At 47.9% G+C, this 16,279-nt stretch carries 16 protein-coding genes and 1 tRNA gene; 11 read left to right on the forward strand and 6 right to left on the reverse strand.

The features are described 5' to 3' along the window. On the reverse strand, positions 1-1,000 hold a 1,000-nt coding region (locus tag PKX57_RS08670), incomplete at its 3' end, for a PIG-L family deacetylase (protein ID WP_472416826.1). Between the two features lie 582 nt (positions 1,001-1,582). Here PKX57_RS08670 and PKX57_RS08675 point away from each other — a divergent pair. From PKX57_RS08675 to PKX57_RS08690, 4 genes are read left to right on the forward strand one after another with little or no spacing between them, the layout of a single operon-like run. Then, positions 1,583-2,059 carry a glutathione peroxidase gene (locus PKX57_RS08675; protein ID WP_213921804.1) on the forward strand — a complete coding sequence of 159 codons (477 nt, stop codon included), beginning with the start codon at positions 1,583-1,585 and terminating at the stop codon, positions 2,057-2,059. Then, positions 2,056-2,511: a transcriptional regulator, SarA/Rot family gene (locus PKX57_RS08680; protein WP_213921805.1), complete on the forward strand. Its 456-nt coding sequence runs from the start codon at positions 2,056-2,058 to the stop codon at positions 2,509-2,511. The genes PKX57_RS08675 and PKX57_RS08680 overlap by 4 nt, the downstream gene beginning before the upstream one ends. A gap of 24 nt (positions 2,512-2,535) precedes the next feature. Next, entirely contained in the window at positions 2,536-3,291 is a 756-nt protein-coding gene (locus PKX57_RS08685) for a sulfite exporter TauE/SafE family protein (protein WP_472416828.1), read from the forward strand. Positions 3,292-3,337: 46 nt separating this feature from the next. Further along, a complete protein-coding gene (locus tag PKX57_RS08690; RefSeq protein ID WP_213921811.1) occupies positions 3,338-4,054 on the forward strand; it encodes a methyltransferase domain-containing protein in 717 nt (238 codons plus the stop codon). On the opposite strand, the gene PKX57_RS08695 is transcribed toward PKX57_RS08690, so the two are convergent. Both PKX57_RS08695 and PKX57_RS08700 read right to left on the reverse strand, forming a co-directional pair. Continuing rightward, positions 4,029-5,105: an amidohydrolase gene (locus PKX57_RS08695; protein ID WP_213921806.1), complete on the reverse strand. Its 1,077-nt coding sequence runs from the start codon at positions 5,103-5,105 to the stop codon at positions 4,029-4,031. The two genes, PKX57_RS08690 and PKX57_RS08695, sit on opposite strands and share 26 nt — an antisense overlap. Positions 5,106-5,184: 79 nt before the next feature. Then, positions 5,185-5,748: a hypothetical protein gene (locus PKX57_RS08700; protein ID WP_472416830.1), complete on the reverse strand. Its 564-nt coding sequence runs from the start codon at positions 5,746-5,748 to the stop codon at positions 5,185-5,187. A 115-nt stretch (positions 5,749-5,863) separates the two neighbouring features. Here PKX57_RS08700 and PKX57_RS08705 point away from each other — a divergent pair, with 115 nt between their 5' ends. Next, positions 5,864-6,625: an SDR family NAD(P)-dependent oxidoreductase gene (locus tag PKX57_RS08705; RefSeq protein ID WP_472416832.1), complete on the forward strand. Its 762-nt coding sequence runs from the start codon at positions 5,864-5,866 to the stop codon at positions 6,623-6,625. A 213-nt stretch (positions 6,626-6,838) separates the two neighbouring features. Here the strand turns inward: PKX57_RS08705 and PKX57_RS08710 are convergent, their stop codons facing one another. After that, positions 6,839-8,224: a beta-N-acetylglucosaminidase domain-containing protein gene (locus PKX57_RS08710; protein WP_214048563.1), complete on the reverse strand. Its 1,386-nt coding sequence runs from the start codon at positions 8,222-8,224 to the stop codon at positions 6,839-6,841. A 257-nt stretch (positions 8,225-8,481) separates the two neighbouring features. On the opposite strand from PKX57_RS08710, the gene PKX57_RS08715 reads away from it, so the two are divergent. From PKX57_RS08715 to PKX57_RS08725, 3 genes are all read left to right on the forward strand, one after another. Next, a complete protein-coding gene (locus tag PKX57_RS08715) occupies positions 8,482-10,206 on the forward strand; it encodes an ABC transporter transmembrane domain-containing protein (RefSeq protein ID WP_213920313.1) in 1,725 nt (574 codons plus the stop codon). Next, positions 10,190-12,046 carry an ABC transporter transmembrane domain-containing protein gene (locus PKX57_RS08720; RefSeq protein WP_213920312.1) on the forward strand — a complete coding sequence of 619 codons (1,857 nt, stop codon included), beginning with the start codon at positions 10,190-10,192 and terminating at the stop codon, positions 12,044-12,046. The genes PKX57_RS08715 and PKX57_RS08720 overlap by 17 nt, the downstream gene beginning before the upstream one ends. 138 nt (positions 12,047-12,184) lie before the next feature. Beyond that, the gene (locus PKX57_RS08725) at positions 12,185-12,646 is read left to right on the forward strand and encodes a GNAT family N-acetyltransferase (protein ID WP_213920311.1); all 462 of its coding nucleotides are present in this window, start codon (positions 12,185-12,187) and stop codon (positions 12,644-12,646) included. Between the two features lie 116 nt (positions 12,647-12,762). Here PKX57_RS08725 and PKX57_RS08730 read toward each other — a convergent pair. Together PKX57_RS08730 and mnmA are read right to left on the reverse strand one after the other, a co-directional pair. Further along, positions 12,763-12,838: transfer RNA gene (locus PKX57_RS08730), tRNA-Pro, on the reverse strand. A gap of 33 nt (positions 12,839-12,871) precedes the next feature. Further along, on the reverse strand, positions 12,872-13,909 hold the full coding sequence (mnmA, locus tag PKX57_RS08735; protein WP_214048184.1) for a tRNA 2-thiouridine(34) synthase MnmA: 1,038 nt from the start codon (positions 13,907-13,909) through the stop codon (positions 12,872-12,874). A 217-nt stretch (positions 13,910-14,126) separates the two neighbouring features. Here mnmA and PKX57_RS08740 point away from each other — a divergent pair, with 217 nt between their 5' ends. The 3 genes from PKX57_RS08740 to PKX57_RS08750 all read left to right on the forward strand — a co-directional run. Next, positions 14,127-14,849, forward strand: coding sequence for a basic amino acid ABC transporter substrate-binding protein (locus PKX57_RS08740; RefSeq protein WP_472416835.1), 723 nt, complete (start codon positions 14,127-14,129; stop codon positions 14,847-14,849). A gap of 20 nt (positions 14,850-14,869) precedes the next feature. After that, complete coding sequence (locus tag PKX57_RS08745; protein ID WP_470745143.1) at positions 14,870-15,547, forward strand: amino acid ABC transporter permease; 678 nt, start codon at positions 14,870-14,872, stop codon at positions 15,545-15,547. Further along, positions 15,544-16,279: amino acid ABC transporter ATP-binding protein (locus tag PKX57_RS08750; protein WP_472416837.1), on the forward strand; the 736-nt coding region annotated here is incomplete at its 3' end. The genes PKX57_RS08745 and PKX57_RS08750, both read left to right, overlap by 4 nt.

The raw sequence follows: 16,279 nt of genomic DNA on the forward strand, positions 1-16,279 counted from the left end.
CGAGGACTTCATCGCCGATGCCCGTAGGATCCATCGCGTTGAATCCGGCGAGAATTGAACTGGTGATGCCGTTCAATTCGAGGAGCATGCCGTCTATCGCCGAAATAACTTCAGGGTCTCCCGCTATGCCGTTGGAGATGGCCTTGAGAGAGAAATCCAGGTTGTCAAACATGCCTGTCTCTTCCATACCCACAGTGCTGCTAAGGAGCTTGTAGTTGGAGAAGGCATCGCCCGGCGTTCCGAGACTTCCGGCCATTCCCTGGCACTGGTGGCTACCGCGAGCGATACGTCCTATCTGGTTGTAGGAGTAGCCCAGCACATAGTCGTATTCGCCGGTGTTGACTCTAACACCGCCGGAACCGGCCTGGTAAAGTTTCTTGGCCTGCCACACCTGCAGTCCGGCTTCGAGCTGTTCGGGATACATGTTGGGGTCTGCGGCAGCCGCTACCGCTTCCGGAACCAACACGCCACAGGCCTGGTGTTGGCCGTGACCGCCTGTTGGGGCGTGTCTGGAGAGAACGATATCGGGTTTGTAGGTTCTTATGAGTTCAACCAGATTACCGATTATCGTCTCTTTGTCCCAGTCTGGATTGTTGAAGGTCTCTTCGGCCGTCTTGGAGAAACCGAAGTCGTAAGCATTGAAGCAGAGTTGCTTTCCCCCATCGATTGCCCTGGCAGATGCCAGTTCCTGTGATCTCAAAACGCCAAGAGCTTCGTAAAGCTCCGGTCCAATCTCGTTCTGGCCACCCTGCCCCCAGTTGGAAACCAGATAGTATGTTTCCAGATGAAGACCCTTTGCCAGATAAGCAATTAACCCGTTGTCTTCGTCATCGGGGTGGGCACCGATCATAAATACAGTTCCAAATACCGGAAGTTTTTCAAGTGCAAGTATCGTTTTTGCGAGACCGGTTTCCGGTATCGCTTCGAACACGTATGTCTTGGCGAAACCGGTGACAACAATCAGGCACAAAAGCACAAGTAGAACCAGACCTCTCTTCATTTCCATACCTCCCTTGTTTTTTCTGGCGACGAACACTTTTTCAAAAACACTAGACCGGAAAAAGGATAACACGTTAGTAAACATGACTAACATACTATATTATACCTTAATACCCACCCGTATGATAAATGCCGATGACTGAAGTCTAGATAAAAGAACAAAGCCTTCAGCAGTGATTTGATAAGAAGAACGGTCTTAATTGATTCGGTACACCGTAATCTACTGTTACCGGCAAATGCTGACCGAAAATCGAGAATGTTTTTCTAGTGTCTTGACTCACGCATTTCAAGTGCGAGAAAAAGACAGGGTTCAAAATCAAGGAAGGAAACAACTGGCTGATGCAGTCCATAAGGCTTCTCTAAAGCGAAGGACATCATAAAGAAGCTTCTCGTTTTTATTGTGTTCTCGGCAATTTTTTTCAACAATCGATCGTCACGGGTAATGCGATCATCTTCTCGGTGGTCTCGGACGGCTCTTAATTCAAAGCGTGTTAGTTGAAAGTTTGGTATTTGCAATTTCCAAAAATACGTGCTATATTATTGATAGCAAAAATATTGTACACAATTATATGGAGGTGCAGAAATGAGTATATACGATTTCGACATGGTCTCTATAGAGGGATGGAACAGGTCTATCTCCGAATACAGGGATAAAGTTCTCCTGATAGTCAACACGGCCAGTAAATGCGGCTTCACTCCGCAGTACGAAGGTCTTCAGAAGCTTTACAATGACTACAAAGACAGAGGATTTGTTGTTCTCGGTTTTCCGGCCAACGATTTTTTAAGACAGGAACCGGGCACCAATGAGGAAATAAAGGAGTTTTGCAGTGTTTCATACAGTATAACCTTCCCCATGTTCGAGAAGATCCATGTCAAAGGTAAGGAGATACATCCTTTTTACGAATATCTAACAGCAGGGGGAGGCAAAGAGGAGTTCGCGGGAAAGATCAGCTGGAATTTTGCGAAGTTCCTTATTGGTAGAAAGGGAGAGATAATCGCCCGTTTCGATCCAAAGGATGATCCCGAGAAGATAAGACCTTATATTGAGGAAGCATTATGATTGAAGAGGAAGTCCTTTCCAGTAAAGATGATCTGCTAAAACTTGACAGGCAACTGTGTTTTGCTCTTTACTCCGGTGCCAGAGGCATCATAAGGATGTACAGACCCATTCTTGAAAAACTCGACATAACCTATCCGCAGTACCTGGTATTACTGGTCCTCTGGGAATATGGCCAGATGAATGTCCGGGATATGGGAGAAAAGCTTTTTCTGGATTCGGGGACATTAACTCCTCTGTTGAAGAGAATGGAAAGACAGGGCATAGTCTTGAGAGAGAGATCTATAAAGGATGAGAGAACCGTTCTGATCAGTCTGACGGATAAGGGAAGAATGTTGAAGGAAGAGGCCCTGAGCATTCCACTTCAGCTGGCGAACAATCTGGATATCGATCGGAAAGAATACGAAACCCTTATGGTCGCGCTGAAGAGACTGATCGCAAAGATGAATCTTTAGCGGTTAAAAAAGAGAGCAATAATCTTGTCGGCATCTGGAGAGATTCTGTCATGGTCTCAGTTCCTGATAGTTTATTTGACTGGAACGCTGGCCGGTTTTATAAATGTGGTCGGCGGGGGCGGGTCGATCCTAACCCTTCCGGTTTTGATGTGGATCGGGTTGCCTTCGTCGGTGGCCAATGCAACCAACCGTATAGCGATCCTTTCGGAGAGTATCGCCGGAGCGGTTGGCTTTTCTTCAAAGGGGATAAGACCCGGTAGGACGGTAATACCGGCGATAATATTTGCCAGTACAGGTTCAATACTGGGTTCTCTTTTCGTTCTATCAGTGCAAACGGAGAGGCTGAACAGAGTAATCGCAATTTTGCTTCTATTGGCGGCGTTCATAACACTCTTCGGACCTACGAAAGGAAAGGTTGGCAAAGGCTCTCTGCTTTCAACGGCGGTGATTTTTCTCGCGGTTGGTTTCTACGGGGGGTTCATTCAGGCCGGAGTAGGTTTCTTGTTGATGGCGGCGATAACGTTTGTGTTCGGTTTCAATCTGGTTATAACGAACGCAACAAAAATCATGACGGTACTGGTATATACTTCATTTTCGGTGATCGTTTTCGCTTCCAGGGGAATGATCGATTGGATTCCCGGTTTGGTGCTTTCTCTAGGTAACATGACTGGAGCTTTTCTGGCGGCCAGGCTGTCGGTGAGAAAGGGTGTCAAATTCACCAGGTGGATACTTGTCATTGTTGTCCTTATAAACGCCATCAAATACCTCCTTTTTGACTAGCGATGAGCTCTTCTGGTGATGGTTGCATGGAGGGATTTCTGTGTCTATGGTAAATCTGGCGAGAACTCTCGCCAAAATGGGATATCTTAACGACGAAAGGCTCTTTGAAGCTCTGACTATGATCGATCGAAGACACTTCGTTGAAAAGGATCTTGTGAGCGCAGCCTACAGCGATAGAGTCTGCATAAGCTTCTATGAAAGAGGAAAGATTCTATCGACATCGACACAGCCTTCGCTTCTTGTTTCGATGATCGAAAGTTTATGCCTTGAAAATCATTATCGAGTTCTCGAGATAGGCACAGGGACTGGCTTTTGCGCATGTGTCCTTGGTAAATTTCTAGATAGAGGCTCCGTGCTCTCTATCGAAATCAACCCCGACGTGGCCGAAAAGGCCAGAGTCAACATCTCTATGTATGATCTGGACAACGTCAAAGTCATAACCGGAGATGGGCGTGAAGGTTTTATAGAAGGAGCGCCGTACGATGCCGTCATTTCGACGGTTGCGCTTGACGGAATGAGCTTCGTTCTTTTCAGACAGATGAAGCTCCGAGCCAGGGCAGCCATACCGGTTTTCAGAGATTACCGGAACACGCCTGTCTTTCTGTTCGAAAAGGATGGTGAAACATCCTTTTCGGCCTATGAGATCATCCCTGCTGTCTTCATGACGGTAGGTGAGATCAAAGCCGATCCCCTTTATAGATTCAGCTCCTTTCGTGCCATTGTAACCCGGGAAAGTATCAAAGAGATAATGTCCGATCGGTGATCACTTTCCAGAAAACATCCACACCCTTTTCTATAACGGAATCGGAAGGAAGAAATCTGGAGTTGTGAAGACCCACCATCTCTCCTCTTCCCGTACCTAGCCAGAACATCAGACCCGGATACCTGAGAGCCAGAAATGCGAAGTCCTCACCGGTGTACTTCATCTCGACTTGATTAACATCGACGAGCCGGCAGAGTTTTTCGTATAGACCTCTGTTCACTACCAGCTGAGGGTACCGGGATCCTACTTTCTGAAGGTATCTCAACTCACGCCCGTCGGCTACTCGTTTTCCGAGTTTTTCGATTTCGGCCACGACTCTTTCGGTTATGGAAACGTCTACAGCCCTGATGGTACCGTAAAGTGTGCAAGAATCTGGTACAACGTTCCTGACTCTTCCACCCTCTATCAAACCGAACCGCAAAACGTACTCGCCGGTGTCAGATTCGTAGATACGTCTGAGAAACTCCATAGCGCCTTCAACGGCATCCCTTCCCTGCTTGAAGAATGCCACATGGGCCGACCTTCCCTCGAAAGTGCTATCGATTTCGTAAGCCGAGGCGAAAAGGACTCCAGGTCTGGTGTTTACCGTGCCTTCCGGATATTCGTCCGTTACATGGAGCGCCCACACCTCTTCGATCGGGTATTTTTCCAGCGGCTTCAGACAGAGCTCGGCGCCTCCGCCGGCCTCTTCGGCCGGTTGAAAGAGAAACAGTATGTTTACTGGCGGTCTGTAAATTGAAACTCGCTCCACCAATCCCAGCAGCACGGACATGTGAACATCGTGACCACAGGCATGCATGAACCCTTCGTTTCTCGAGGAAAACTCGCAACCGGTCTCTTCGCTCATGGGCAGGGCGTCCATGTCGGCCCTGAACAAAATGTAAGGTCCTTCGCCGCCCTCCCATCTGGCCAGGATGCCAGTCCCCGCGACTTCCTCGTACTCGATTGCAAAGTCCGTCAGAAGTTCCTTTATGTAAGCCTGTGTCTTGAACTCCCTAAAAGCTATCTCAGGCATCATGTGCAATTTGTGTCTAATTTCTACCAGATTCATTCCTGCCTCCTCGATCTCCCTTATTTGTTAGATTATAAACAAAAAAGGCGCCTTTAAGGCGCCTTTTCATTTCATATGTTCATCTCAACTCATAATCCCAAAGCTGCACTATGGTCGAACCATCTGAATAGTCGTCGCCCGTGTAAGTGATTATCGGGAAGGGGATATCCTGGTTGAGAACCCAGTACATGGAAAGCTCGTTGTCTTCGTTGTAAAGTACGACTTTAGTCCCGGTGTATTCATTATTCTTGCTCTGAACAGTTACCTGCCCTTCGTACTTTATCGAACCGAATCCGAAAATCTTTGTGTTCATCTGCTCATTCAGATCGATGGCTTCATAGAAAAAGGAAAACATCGGGTTTAAAAATGTGTACATGAACATGGAAAGTTCCTGTTCAAACAAGACATCGCTGCCGAGCGGCTGATCTTTTGGAAGAAAAACCGTTGTACTGTAATTGAGGATGTATTTCTCCTCATCCATTCCGATCTCTACACCGTAGATCATTTCCTTCTCTTCTTCATACTGAGTGTAGTTGATTTTGTAATAAACGTATTTGACGCCACTGTAGTCTTCCAGAGGCATCCAGGTTGCAAAAGACATGACAGAGAACAGTAAAATTAGAAATAGTGCCAATTTTTTCACAAAATCCACCCCTTTCAGGTTTCTATGCATCCAGTATATTATATCGCTTTTGTCTATCAATACCACGCTGTCGGCGCAAACCCGTTTTTTGTAGTACAAGTCTAACCGTAATGAGGTGATAGATTTGAAAAAGGCACTGATAACTGGAGCATCGTCAGGCATTGGTAGAGAATTCGCCCGCGAACTGGCTTCAAAAGGTTATGAGACAATACTTGTAGCGAGAAGATACGAAAGATTGAAAGATATTTCGGAGGAGTTGACAGCGCAATTCAACTCCCCTTCCACTCCCGTTCAGGCTGATCTCTCTCAAAGGGACGATCTCGAGCGGGTATCTGGCTACCTTTACGGAGTGGATCTGCTGGTCAACAACGCCGGCTTCGGATTGATCGGTTCCTTCAGTGAACTGGAAAGTGAGAAAGAGCTCGAGATGATACATCTCAACGTTGAATCGCTTTACCGGCTGTCGAAGGGTTATGTCATAGCCAGAAAAGGACAGGGTGGAGGCATCATCAACGTAGCCTCAACCGCCGCTTATCTTCCCGTTCCTTTCATGGCCGTTTACGCGGCAACCAAGGCCTTCGTGTTGAGTTTCAGCGAAGCTCTCTCAGAAGAGCTCAAAGACAGTAATTTCAAAGTCATGGTTCTATCGCCCGGACCGACCAGCACGGAATTCTTCGAAGTCGCTTCCGGAAAAAACAGAAAGATGTATGGTGCCATGACTCCGGATAAAGTGGTGAAAAAAGCCATGGCGGCTTATGAAAAAAGCAAGAGATCCATAGTGAGCGGATTCTCGAACATAGTAGTTGCCGGAGGATCGAGAATCGCTCCAAAAGGACTGCTTCTAAAAGTTGCAGGAAGGGCATTTCGCGACTTTTGACTTATAGCGACCAGACAGCCGATTCATAAAAATGTGATCTCGAACTCTCCCAGTAAGCTTCGTATCAATACGGGAAGAGTTTCCCGTGAGTATCACATTGTGGTCTCAGTAGCCTGCTTCCTAATAAAGAATAAAGGTAGTGAATTATGCATTCCCTGTAGCCACCTTAGTTTAGTCTTCAGAGCAAATCGAGTTCGATTGCAGATCCAGTGTTCAAAGCCAGTTTCTCTCTTTAAGGGTAAAGTAACCTTTCGTGCGTATGAGGATTTCCATAATGAACTCCCGGTATGCGCATCCTCCAGAGAGAGTTCTGGCTTTGGTCAGTTCCATCATTCTTTTTTCCGCCTTCTCAATGAGTTTTTTCACCTGCTGCAAGTCTTTCTTTTCGGATATTTCGACATACAGTTTCATTCTGCTTTTAAGAATTTCCACAGTCACCGAGAGCGCCTCGCCCCAGCGCTCGAGTTCATATATCCAGAGGGCCATTTCCTCAAGAAACAGCGATGGGAGTTTGTCTTTCAGGTTTTTTGCAGAATCGAGTATCGTTCGTGCCTCTTTTTCCAGCCACACAATCGCCTCTTCAACTCTTCCCTGGGAGTAAAGCGTTCTGAACTCTTCGATCACTTTCCTTGGTCTTTCCGATTGGTCAGGATGTATCGGACTGATTAGGCTGTATTCGCCGAAGAGGAGCATCTCGTCGATCAATCCAGGAGTGAGCTTTCTCATAGCATTCACCCAGGAGATCGTTGGATCGTAACTATGGGGGTCGTTTAAAAAGTCTGCCGCCGCACCGAGAACTATCATGGAAGCGTGGGCCTGGTTCATCGGGTTCAACACTATACCACAAGAGTGATTAACGATTTCTGGATCCCTGCCGACGTATGGCCCTATATGCATTTCCGGTATCATGCTCCCATCGTTTACGGGATAGTTGTCCCAGTACAGTATTTCTCTCTTGAAGGCTTCGCTGACCTTTATGGCGTCGCTTTCGGGTATGTGCTGCGAACAGACCTGCGGACCGGTCCACATTATCTTGATATCCGGCAGGAGCCCCTCGCCCAGCTCCCGGATATATTCGGATTCGGCTCTGCCATGGTATTGGGTGGGGCAGATTATAAAATCGAAAGCTGGCAGTTCTCTTTTCAAAGCTTCGAAAACCCTGTTGGCAAAAAACACCTGAGCCTCCGCGAGCGAGTTGAACCTCTCTTTATCCCTTTCGCTAGATAACCTGAAGGGTATATCGTCGTAAAACAGGGCGAAGTTCTTGATTCCCATCCCGGTAAAACTCAGCAATTTCTCTATGAATGTATGGAGGTCGACCTCGCTGGAATACTCGACCGTCAAACCGGGGCTGACCGCCATCGCCATATCGACCCCGTATTGTCTGCCCCTTTCGACAACCATGGAAAAACCCTTCACAAAATCGTCGTCATAGCTTTCCCTCCAGCGAAACCTGTGAAGTTCGTCGTCTTTCGGAGCATATATGTACAGGTTGTACCCGTGATTGCCCATGAATTGGACGATATCGAGTCGATCCTTCATAGACCAGGGCTTCCCGTAGAAGCCCTCTACCACTCCCCTTATTCTAAATACTGCCACCTTCGATCACACCTTTCGCCATTTTGTTCTGGATTTGATAAAGTCTAGCACATTCTTGCTCCACAATTTTCTCGTGTCAAAGGTTCTGGAAATTCAGAAAGGTTTTCTCAAAGCTCTGGTGAAAACCACAACGATCATTAAGCTTCCTGGATAATGTATAATCTTTAGTTGATCGCAAATCGGACTTCTTGAAATTCATGTTCGACGAGATTCACTTTTTCCAGGCCTTGCTGTTAGAGGTATATTGAGGTATGTTGATGAAAAAACTTATGAAGTATCTCAAACCCTACTGGGTTTTTGTAGTTCTGGCACCGGCATTGATGATGCTGGAAGTCGCCATAGATCTTTTTCAACCGAGATTACTTGAAGAGATAATCGACGTCGGCATAAAGCAGAACAACCTGGACGTAGTTGTCAATACGGGATTGAAGATGTTATTGATAACGTTCATAGGTGCGCTGGGCGGGATAGGCTGTTCTGTGACCTCTTCGATCGCCGCCCAGAATGCCGGAGCCGATATCAGAAGAAATCTCTTCAGTAAAGTCCAGCACCTTTCTTTCGGTTCAATAGACAGGTTCGGTACAGGCAGCTTGATAACAAGACTCACCGACGACGTCGTCCAGTTCCAGCATTTCATCATGTTGCTGCTCAGGATGTTCGTCAGGGCGCCCCTGCTTTTTTTCGGAAGCGTCATTATGGCCTTTTCTATAAGCTGGCGGCTTTCACTGATCATCGTTGCGATCATTCCCCTGATAGTGATAATAATATACTTTTCGATGAAAAAAGTACTGCCGCTCTTCACGAGGGTTCAGAAGGAAGTCGATAAGGTCAACTCAGTGGTGAGAGACAACGTTTCGGGGATAAGAGTGGTCAAGTCTTTCGCTTCTTCGAATCAGGAATCGGCGAAGTTCGCCAAAACGAACGACGAATATATGAGGCTATCGATGAAAGCGGCCAGGATTCTCGTGGTCATTATGCCGCTCTTCTCACTGATTCTTAACTTCGGTATAGTAGCCGTGATATGGATAGGTGGTATTCAGGTCGAAGCGGGCGGCCTCCAGACCGGTCAGATAATGGCTTTCGTCAATTACCTCACCAGAATGCTCATGTCCATCATGATGATCGGCATGATGCTCATCTTCGTTTCCAGGGCTCAGGCTTCCGCCAGAAGGATTTCCGAGGTTCTAGAAACTCCCGAAGAGGAAGATATCGATACCACGGAGAAGTTTGATCTCGATGGGGCTATCGAATTCCAGAACGTGAATTTCTCATATGAAGGAAATGAAAGAAAGGTCCTCCACGACATCAATTTAACGATAAACCCCGGTGAAACGGTAGCCTTCCTCGGAGATACGGGCTCGGGTAAATCGACACTGGTCAATCTGATTCCCCGGCTCTACGAAGTGACTTCCGGTAGAATTATGCTGAACGGTATCGATATAACAAAGATTCCCAGAAGGGAACTCAGGAGAGAGATAGCCTTCGTCTTTCAGGAGACGGTTCTCTTCTCCGGAAAGATAAGCGACAACATCGCCTACGGTAATCCCGATGTTTCACTGGAAGATATACAGCAGGCGGCCGATATGGCCAGGGTCGGAGATTTTATCTCAACGCTTCCCGACGGTTACGACACAAACCTGAGCCAGATGGCAACAAATCTCTCGGGCGGTCAGAGACAGAGAGTCGCCATTGCCAGAGCTCTCGCCTCCGGAGCGCGAATCATAGTCTTTGACGACAGTACCAGCGCTCTCGATGCCCGGACGGAAGCTGCCGTAATGAAGGCGATAAACGACAGACTCAAGTGCACCAAGATCATAATCGCCCAGAAGATAAGCTCGGTAGTCAATTCAGACAGGATATACCTCCTTGAAGCAGGCCGCGTAGTGGAAAGAGGAACTCACGGCGAGCTTATGAAAACGAGTGATCTTTACAGAGACATCTACCGATCGCAGTTCGGAGAAGTTGGTGAGGAAAGTGCCTGAAGAGAAGAGAGAAAGACCTACCGACATCCAGATCAACATAGGACCCCGCAGGGGCGGACCCGGCGCCGGAAGAACAGCGCCGGTGAAGAAGGCCGAAGACCCACGCAAGACGCTTTTCAGACTGCTGGCATTTCTCGGTCACGAAAAAAAGGGTCTTCTTTATGTAGTGATTTTCACTATTCTCTCCTCTATCGCCAGTATCTTCGGCCCCTTTCTCCTCGGAAAGGCCATTGACGATCACATACTCGTGGGAGACCTCGCGGGGCTGGCCATTATTGCGATCTTGATGGCCGCCATTTACGCCTCGTCTTCCCTTTTCCAGTGGCTTCAGGGATACGTCATGATCGGTGTTTCACAGAGAACGGTACGGCGACTCAGGCAGAAAGTCTTCGACAAATACCAGACGCTTCCTGTGAAATTCTTCGATACGCACTCGCACGGTGAATTGATGAGCAGGGTGACGAACGATATTAACAACATCTCTACCACGCTAAGCGAAAGCGTGACTCAGCTCCTATCAAGTCTCCTTTCTCTGGGCGGTATAGGAATAATGATGTTCATCCTCAGCCCCATACTGGCTCTTGTGTCGTTGACCTCAGTCCCTCTGGTAGTTTTGGTTACGGGCTTGATCGCAAAACAGAGTAAAAAGAACTTCGTTTCGCAGCAGAAAGCCCTGGGAGAGTTGAACGGCTATATAGAGGAGAGGATCTCCGGAGAAAAGGTTGTCAAAGCGTATGGAAGAGAAGAGTTCACGATCGCGCAGTTCCAGGAGATAAATGAATCCTACCGAAAGTCGGCTATCCTCGCCCAGATATTCGCAGGTATGTTCGGTCCGGTGATGAACATGGTTAACAACTTCGGATACGCCATCGTTGCCTTCGCCGGAGGGTGGATGTCGATAGAGGGAATGATAAGCGTCGGCCTTGTGGCCAGCTTTGTGGTTTACGTCGGCCATTTCAACAGGCCCATCAACCAGATCGCACAGCTTTATAACTCCATTCAGGCCGCTCTTGCAGGAGCCGAAAGGGTCTTTGAGGTTCTGGACGAAAAGGGAGAGAAAAAGTCAGACGAGGACTTCTTCCCCGAGAAGATAGAAGGAAAGGTGGAACTGAGGGAGGTAGATTTCAGCTACGACGGAAAGACGACCATTCTCAAAAAGGTAAGCCTGGAGGCTCGACCGGGCCAGATCGTTGCGCTGGTGGGTCCGACCGGTGCCGGTAAAACCACGATCGTGAATCTCCTGACCAAGTTTTACGACATCGAGAGCGGGACCATTTACATAGACGATCACGATATATCCTTCTTCGACAGAGAGCAGTTGAGAAGAAAGCTGGGTCTAGTGCTTCAAGACACACAGCTTTTCATGGGAACGATAAGGGACAATATACGCTACGGCAAGCCGGATGCCAAAGATGATGAGATCCGCACAGTCGCAAAAATGGCCAACGCCGATCACTTCATCGAGAGCCTTCCGGAGGGCTACGATACTTTTATATCTTCGAATGCCGACAGTATAAGCAAAGGTCAGAGGCAGTTGTTGGCAATCGCGAGGATAATGCTTCTCGATCCAGAAATACTGATTCTGGATGAAGCCACCAGCAACGTGGATACCAGAACGGAGATGCACATACAGGAAGCGATGAGAAATCTGATGCGGGGCAGGACCAGCTTTGTCGTCGCCCATCGGCTGAGCACCATAAAAAACGCCGACAAAATATACGTCATAAACAAAGGCGAGATAATTGAAAGCGGTACACACAGTGAACTAATCACCCGGGGCGGTTTCTATAACAGTCTCTATAAGACTCAGTTCTCGCTGCCGAAGGAAAAGACCGCTTGAGGAGGCGAAGATGATTTTCAAAAACTTATTTTCGAAGCGAGGTTTCAAGTGTCCATTCATAAGGTTGATAGAAAAGATGAAAAGTAAGAAGCCCAAATTCTACGTTGAATGAAGCATGGCGCTCACCGGAGGTATATTATGGAAGAAAAAGTGAGGTTTGTAGAGGTAACAGAGGATAATCTGATTGAATGTCTGAAATTGAGTAAGACTCTTCTGGAAAACCAGGACAAAGCCGTCGCATCCAACGCAGTGTCGATAGCGCAGGCGCATTTTGCGAAGAATGCCTGGTTTAGAGCGATATACGCAGGGGATACGATGGTGGGTTTCATAATGCTAGATTATACGCCCGTTCCCGAGCTGGGCGATATCAAGCACGCCTTTCTCTGGCGTTTCATGATCGGCGGCAACTACCAGAAGAAGGGTTACGGCGGCGATGCGCTCCGTCTTCTCTTTGAAAACCTCAAAGAGCAGGGATACGAGAAGCTCCTGACCTCGTGCGTCGTTAAGGAGCCCAGCCCGCTTCAATTCTACCTGAAGCTTGGCTTTGTTGACACCGGCAGATGGGACGACGACGAAAAAATCCTGCTCAGAGATCTCTAAGCATCCATCAAGAACAGATATCGATTCGCACTGTGGAGTTTTCCGACAGTGGTAGTTAGTCGATCCGACTTAAATATATTGCAAACGGCAGACCATTAATGGTCTGCCGTTTTATCTGGTCAGGAAGCGGGGATTTGAACCCCGGACCTCTGGTTCCCGAAACCAGCGTTCTTCCAGCTGAACTACTTCCTGTCTGAAAAATTCTATCACGTGGAGCACGCAGTTTCAACAGCTTCTTTCTATAAAGGCACTTCCAAGCACGACTTCGTCGCTGTAGAGTACAGCCAGCTGTCCGGGGGTCACCCCCCATGCGCCATCTGGAAAGCTTACGGCGACTCTATCCGCTTCCAGAAGCCTGACATGAGCCTTAACAGCGTTCATAGAACTACGAATCTTGCACAGACAATCGAACTCTCTTTCCGGTTCTATGTACCAGTTCGGATCTACAGCGACCAGACAGAAGGAAACCAGTTCTTCTCTGCGGCCCAGAACGAGTCTGTTAGCGTTGAAATCGAGATCCTTCACATATAATTTTTCTCTGAAGTGTATCCCCAGCCCCCTTCGCTGGCCTATCGTGTAATCGGTGAGACCGTTATGACGGCCAATTACTTCACCGGTTCCTTTGACTATATCACCGGTGGAGCCTTCTATTCCCTGACTGTGAAGAAAGCTCCTGTAATCGTTGTCGGGTATGAAGCAGATCTCCTGGGAATCCTTCTTCGAGTGTACCGGAATTGCCAGCGAACGCGCCTTCTGTCGTACTTCTTCTTTCGAGAGTTCACCGTTCGGAAAGCGGATGAAGGGAAGTTTCTCCTTCTTCACTCTCGAGAGGAAGTAGGCCTGGTCTTTCCTCTCGAAGCTCGCCCGGGCAAGAAAGAACCGCCCATCTTCATCACTGATTATCCTGGCGTAATGGCCTGTGGCCACCGCTTCGTTGTTATCTGCCAGAATTCGTTCGGCGAGGATTCCGAACTTTATCGTATCGTTGCACAGAACGCACGGGTTGGGGGTGAGCCCGGCGGCGTAACTGCCGTTGAAATACTCTATCACCGTCTCTCTGAATTGATAGCTGAGATCGACTATCTTCAGTTCGATACCCAGGTGTTCCGCAACCCTAATCGCATCTTCGGCAGTCTGGGTTGTCGTTCCGTCTGACGGAAGTACTATCATGTGGTATCCCGTAACGTTGTATCCGGATTCTATCATCAGTGCCGCGGCAACGGCGCTGTCCACACCGCCGCTCAGTGCCATACCGACCTTCATCTTTCATCACCCAGACAATGTTAGCAGCCTTTTTTGGTGAGAGTGTTGCGAAAGGGTATAATAAAAGTGTGAAGAATGGCCGAAAGGATAGTTCGTTGTTTGAGACAATCGTTGCACTATTGAACTTGTTTAGTTCCATTACGGAAAAACGCGGGTATCACAAATTCATTTTTTTGAGTTCATAATGACTTCATCTTCAATCAAAAGGAGGGGTACTATGAAAAAGATCTTGCTTGTATCACTCGTGATTCTTGTTTCGGCGATTTCGCTTTTTGCCGCCAAATATGTGGTTGGCACCAGTGCAGATTTTCCACCGTTCGAATACGTGCAGAACGGTGAATTCATGGGGTTCGATATCGATTTGATCAAAGCGATCGCTGCCGAAATGGGGTTCGAAATTGAAATAAGGGATATGAGTTTCGATTCACTGATCGCCGCACTAGTATCCGGCAATTTGGATATAGTCATATCTGGTATGACTATCACCGCCGAGAGAGCTGAGGTCGTTTCCTTCTCCAGACCTTACTGGACCGCCGATCAGAGTGTTGTGGTCAGAGAGGACTCCGATCTTACCGTAACGGCCTTATTCGGAAAGCACAGCGTCGGTGTCCAGACCGGGACCACCGGTGATATCTGGGTTGAAGACAACCTGGTTACTACGAAGATTCTCACCGGCGAATTCAAGAGATACGAGACGTACACGCTCGCCATGACCGACCTGATCAACAAAAATCTCGACGCAATTGTACTCGATTCACCCGTGGCGCAGAGTTTTGCCAGCGTAAGGCCCGTTAAAATTGTAGCTATTCTCAAGACGTACGAGGATTATGGAATTGCCATCAATAAGGCAAATAAAGCCCTTCTTGATCTGATCAACGAAGGAATAAGCAGGCTCGAGAGTTCCGGTAAGCTGGCCGAACTGAATCTAAAGCACTTTTGATCTGAAGGGCGGAGGTAATCATAGATAAATTCGGACTGATTATCGATTCCTTACCCGCACTCTTTAATGGTTTGTGGGTAACATTACAGATAACTTTCTTCACACTGGGGTTGGGCCTCGTTCTGGCCCTCCCCATTTCTTTCGGCCAGATCTATGGCAATAAACTTCTAAAAGCGATAATTGCAGTGTACGAAAAAATTCTTAGAAGTATTCCCGAACTGGTCATACTGTTCCTGATATTCTACGGTTTTCCCAGAATCGGGGTTCGTTTCTCACCGTTCGCGGCCGTGGTCATCGGTCTGGGTTTAAGATCTTCGGCGTACCAATCGCAGGTTTTCAGAGGAGCCATAAATTCAGTCAGCAAAACCCAGATGAGGGCGGCAAGATCTCTGGGAATGAGCAATTTTCAGGGGTTCGTCTTCATCGTTCTTCCCCAGGCTTTGAGAATAGCTCTTCCACCCTGGACCAACGAGTTTACCATAGTTCTTAAAGACTCATCGCTCGCCTACGCTCTCGGAGTCACCGAAATCCTCCGGCAGGGCGGTTATATTATCGCGACAAAGCACGAACCGATGATTATTTACCTGACGGTAGCGGTTTTCTACTTCGTCGTTACCATCGTTATAAACAAGAGTCTTGGAAGGGTTGAGAAGAAGCTGGCAATACCTGGATTTGACGTAAAGGAGACTGTTAGATGAGCGAAGAAAACGTCGTTTTGAAGATAGAGAATCTGAAGAAATCCTTTGGAGACAAAGAAGTCCTGAAGGGTGTTTCATTCGAGATGAAAAAGGGTGAAACCAAGGTAATAATAGGGCCTAGCGGAACCGGGAAAAGCACTCTCCTGGCCTGCATCAATATGCTCGTTGTACCCAACGGCGGAAAGATCTGGCTCGAAAACGAAGAAGTCACCTCAGCGAAAAACCTGAATAAGATCCGGCAGGAGATAGGCTTCGTGTTTCAGGATTTCGGACTTTTCAGTCATCTGACAGCCCTGAAGAACGTCATGATCGGTCTCACCAAGGTGAAGAAAATGGAGAAAGAGGCTGCCAGAGAGCTCGCGATGGCAGAATTGAAGCGAGTCGGTCTGGAGAAGGAAGCCTCGCTCTACCCGGCACAACTCTCCGGAGGGCAGAAACAGCGGGTGGGCATAGCCAGAGCCCTCGCGATGAAGCCGAAAATAATCCTCTTCGACGAACCGACATCGGCCCTGGACCCGGAATTGATAGGAGAGGTTCTGTCGGTCATGAAGAACCTTGCCCTCAGCGGTATGACCATGCTGGTGGTGACACACGAGATGGGATTCGCCAGAACCGTCTCCGACGAGATCATTTTCATGGAGAATGGTTACATAGTTGAACAGAGTTCTCCGGAAGAGATGTTCAAAAACCCCAAGAATCAAAGAACCAAGGAGTTCCTTTTCAAACTCAACG

The organism is Mesotoga sp. (assembly GCF_035363035.1).
Lineage (GTDB): Bacteria > Thermotogota > Thermotogae > Petrotogales > Kosmotogaceae > Mesotoga.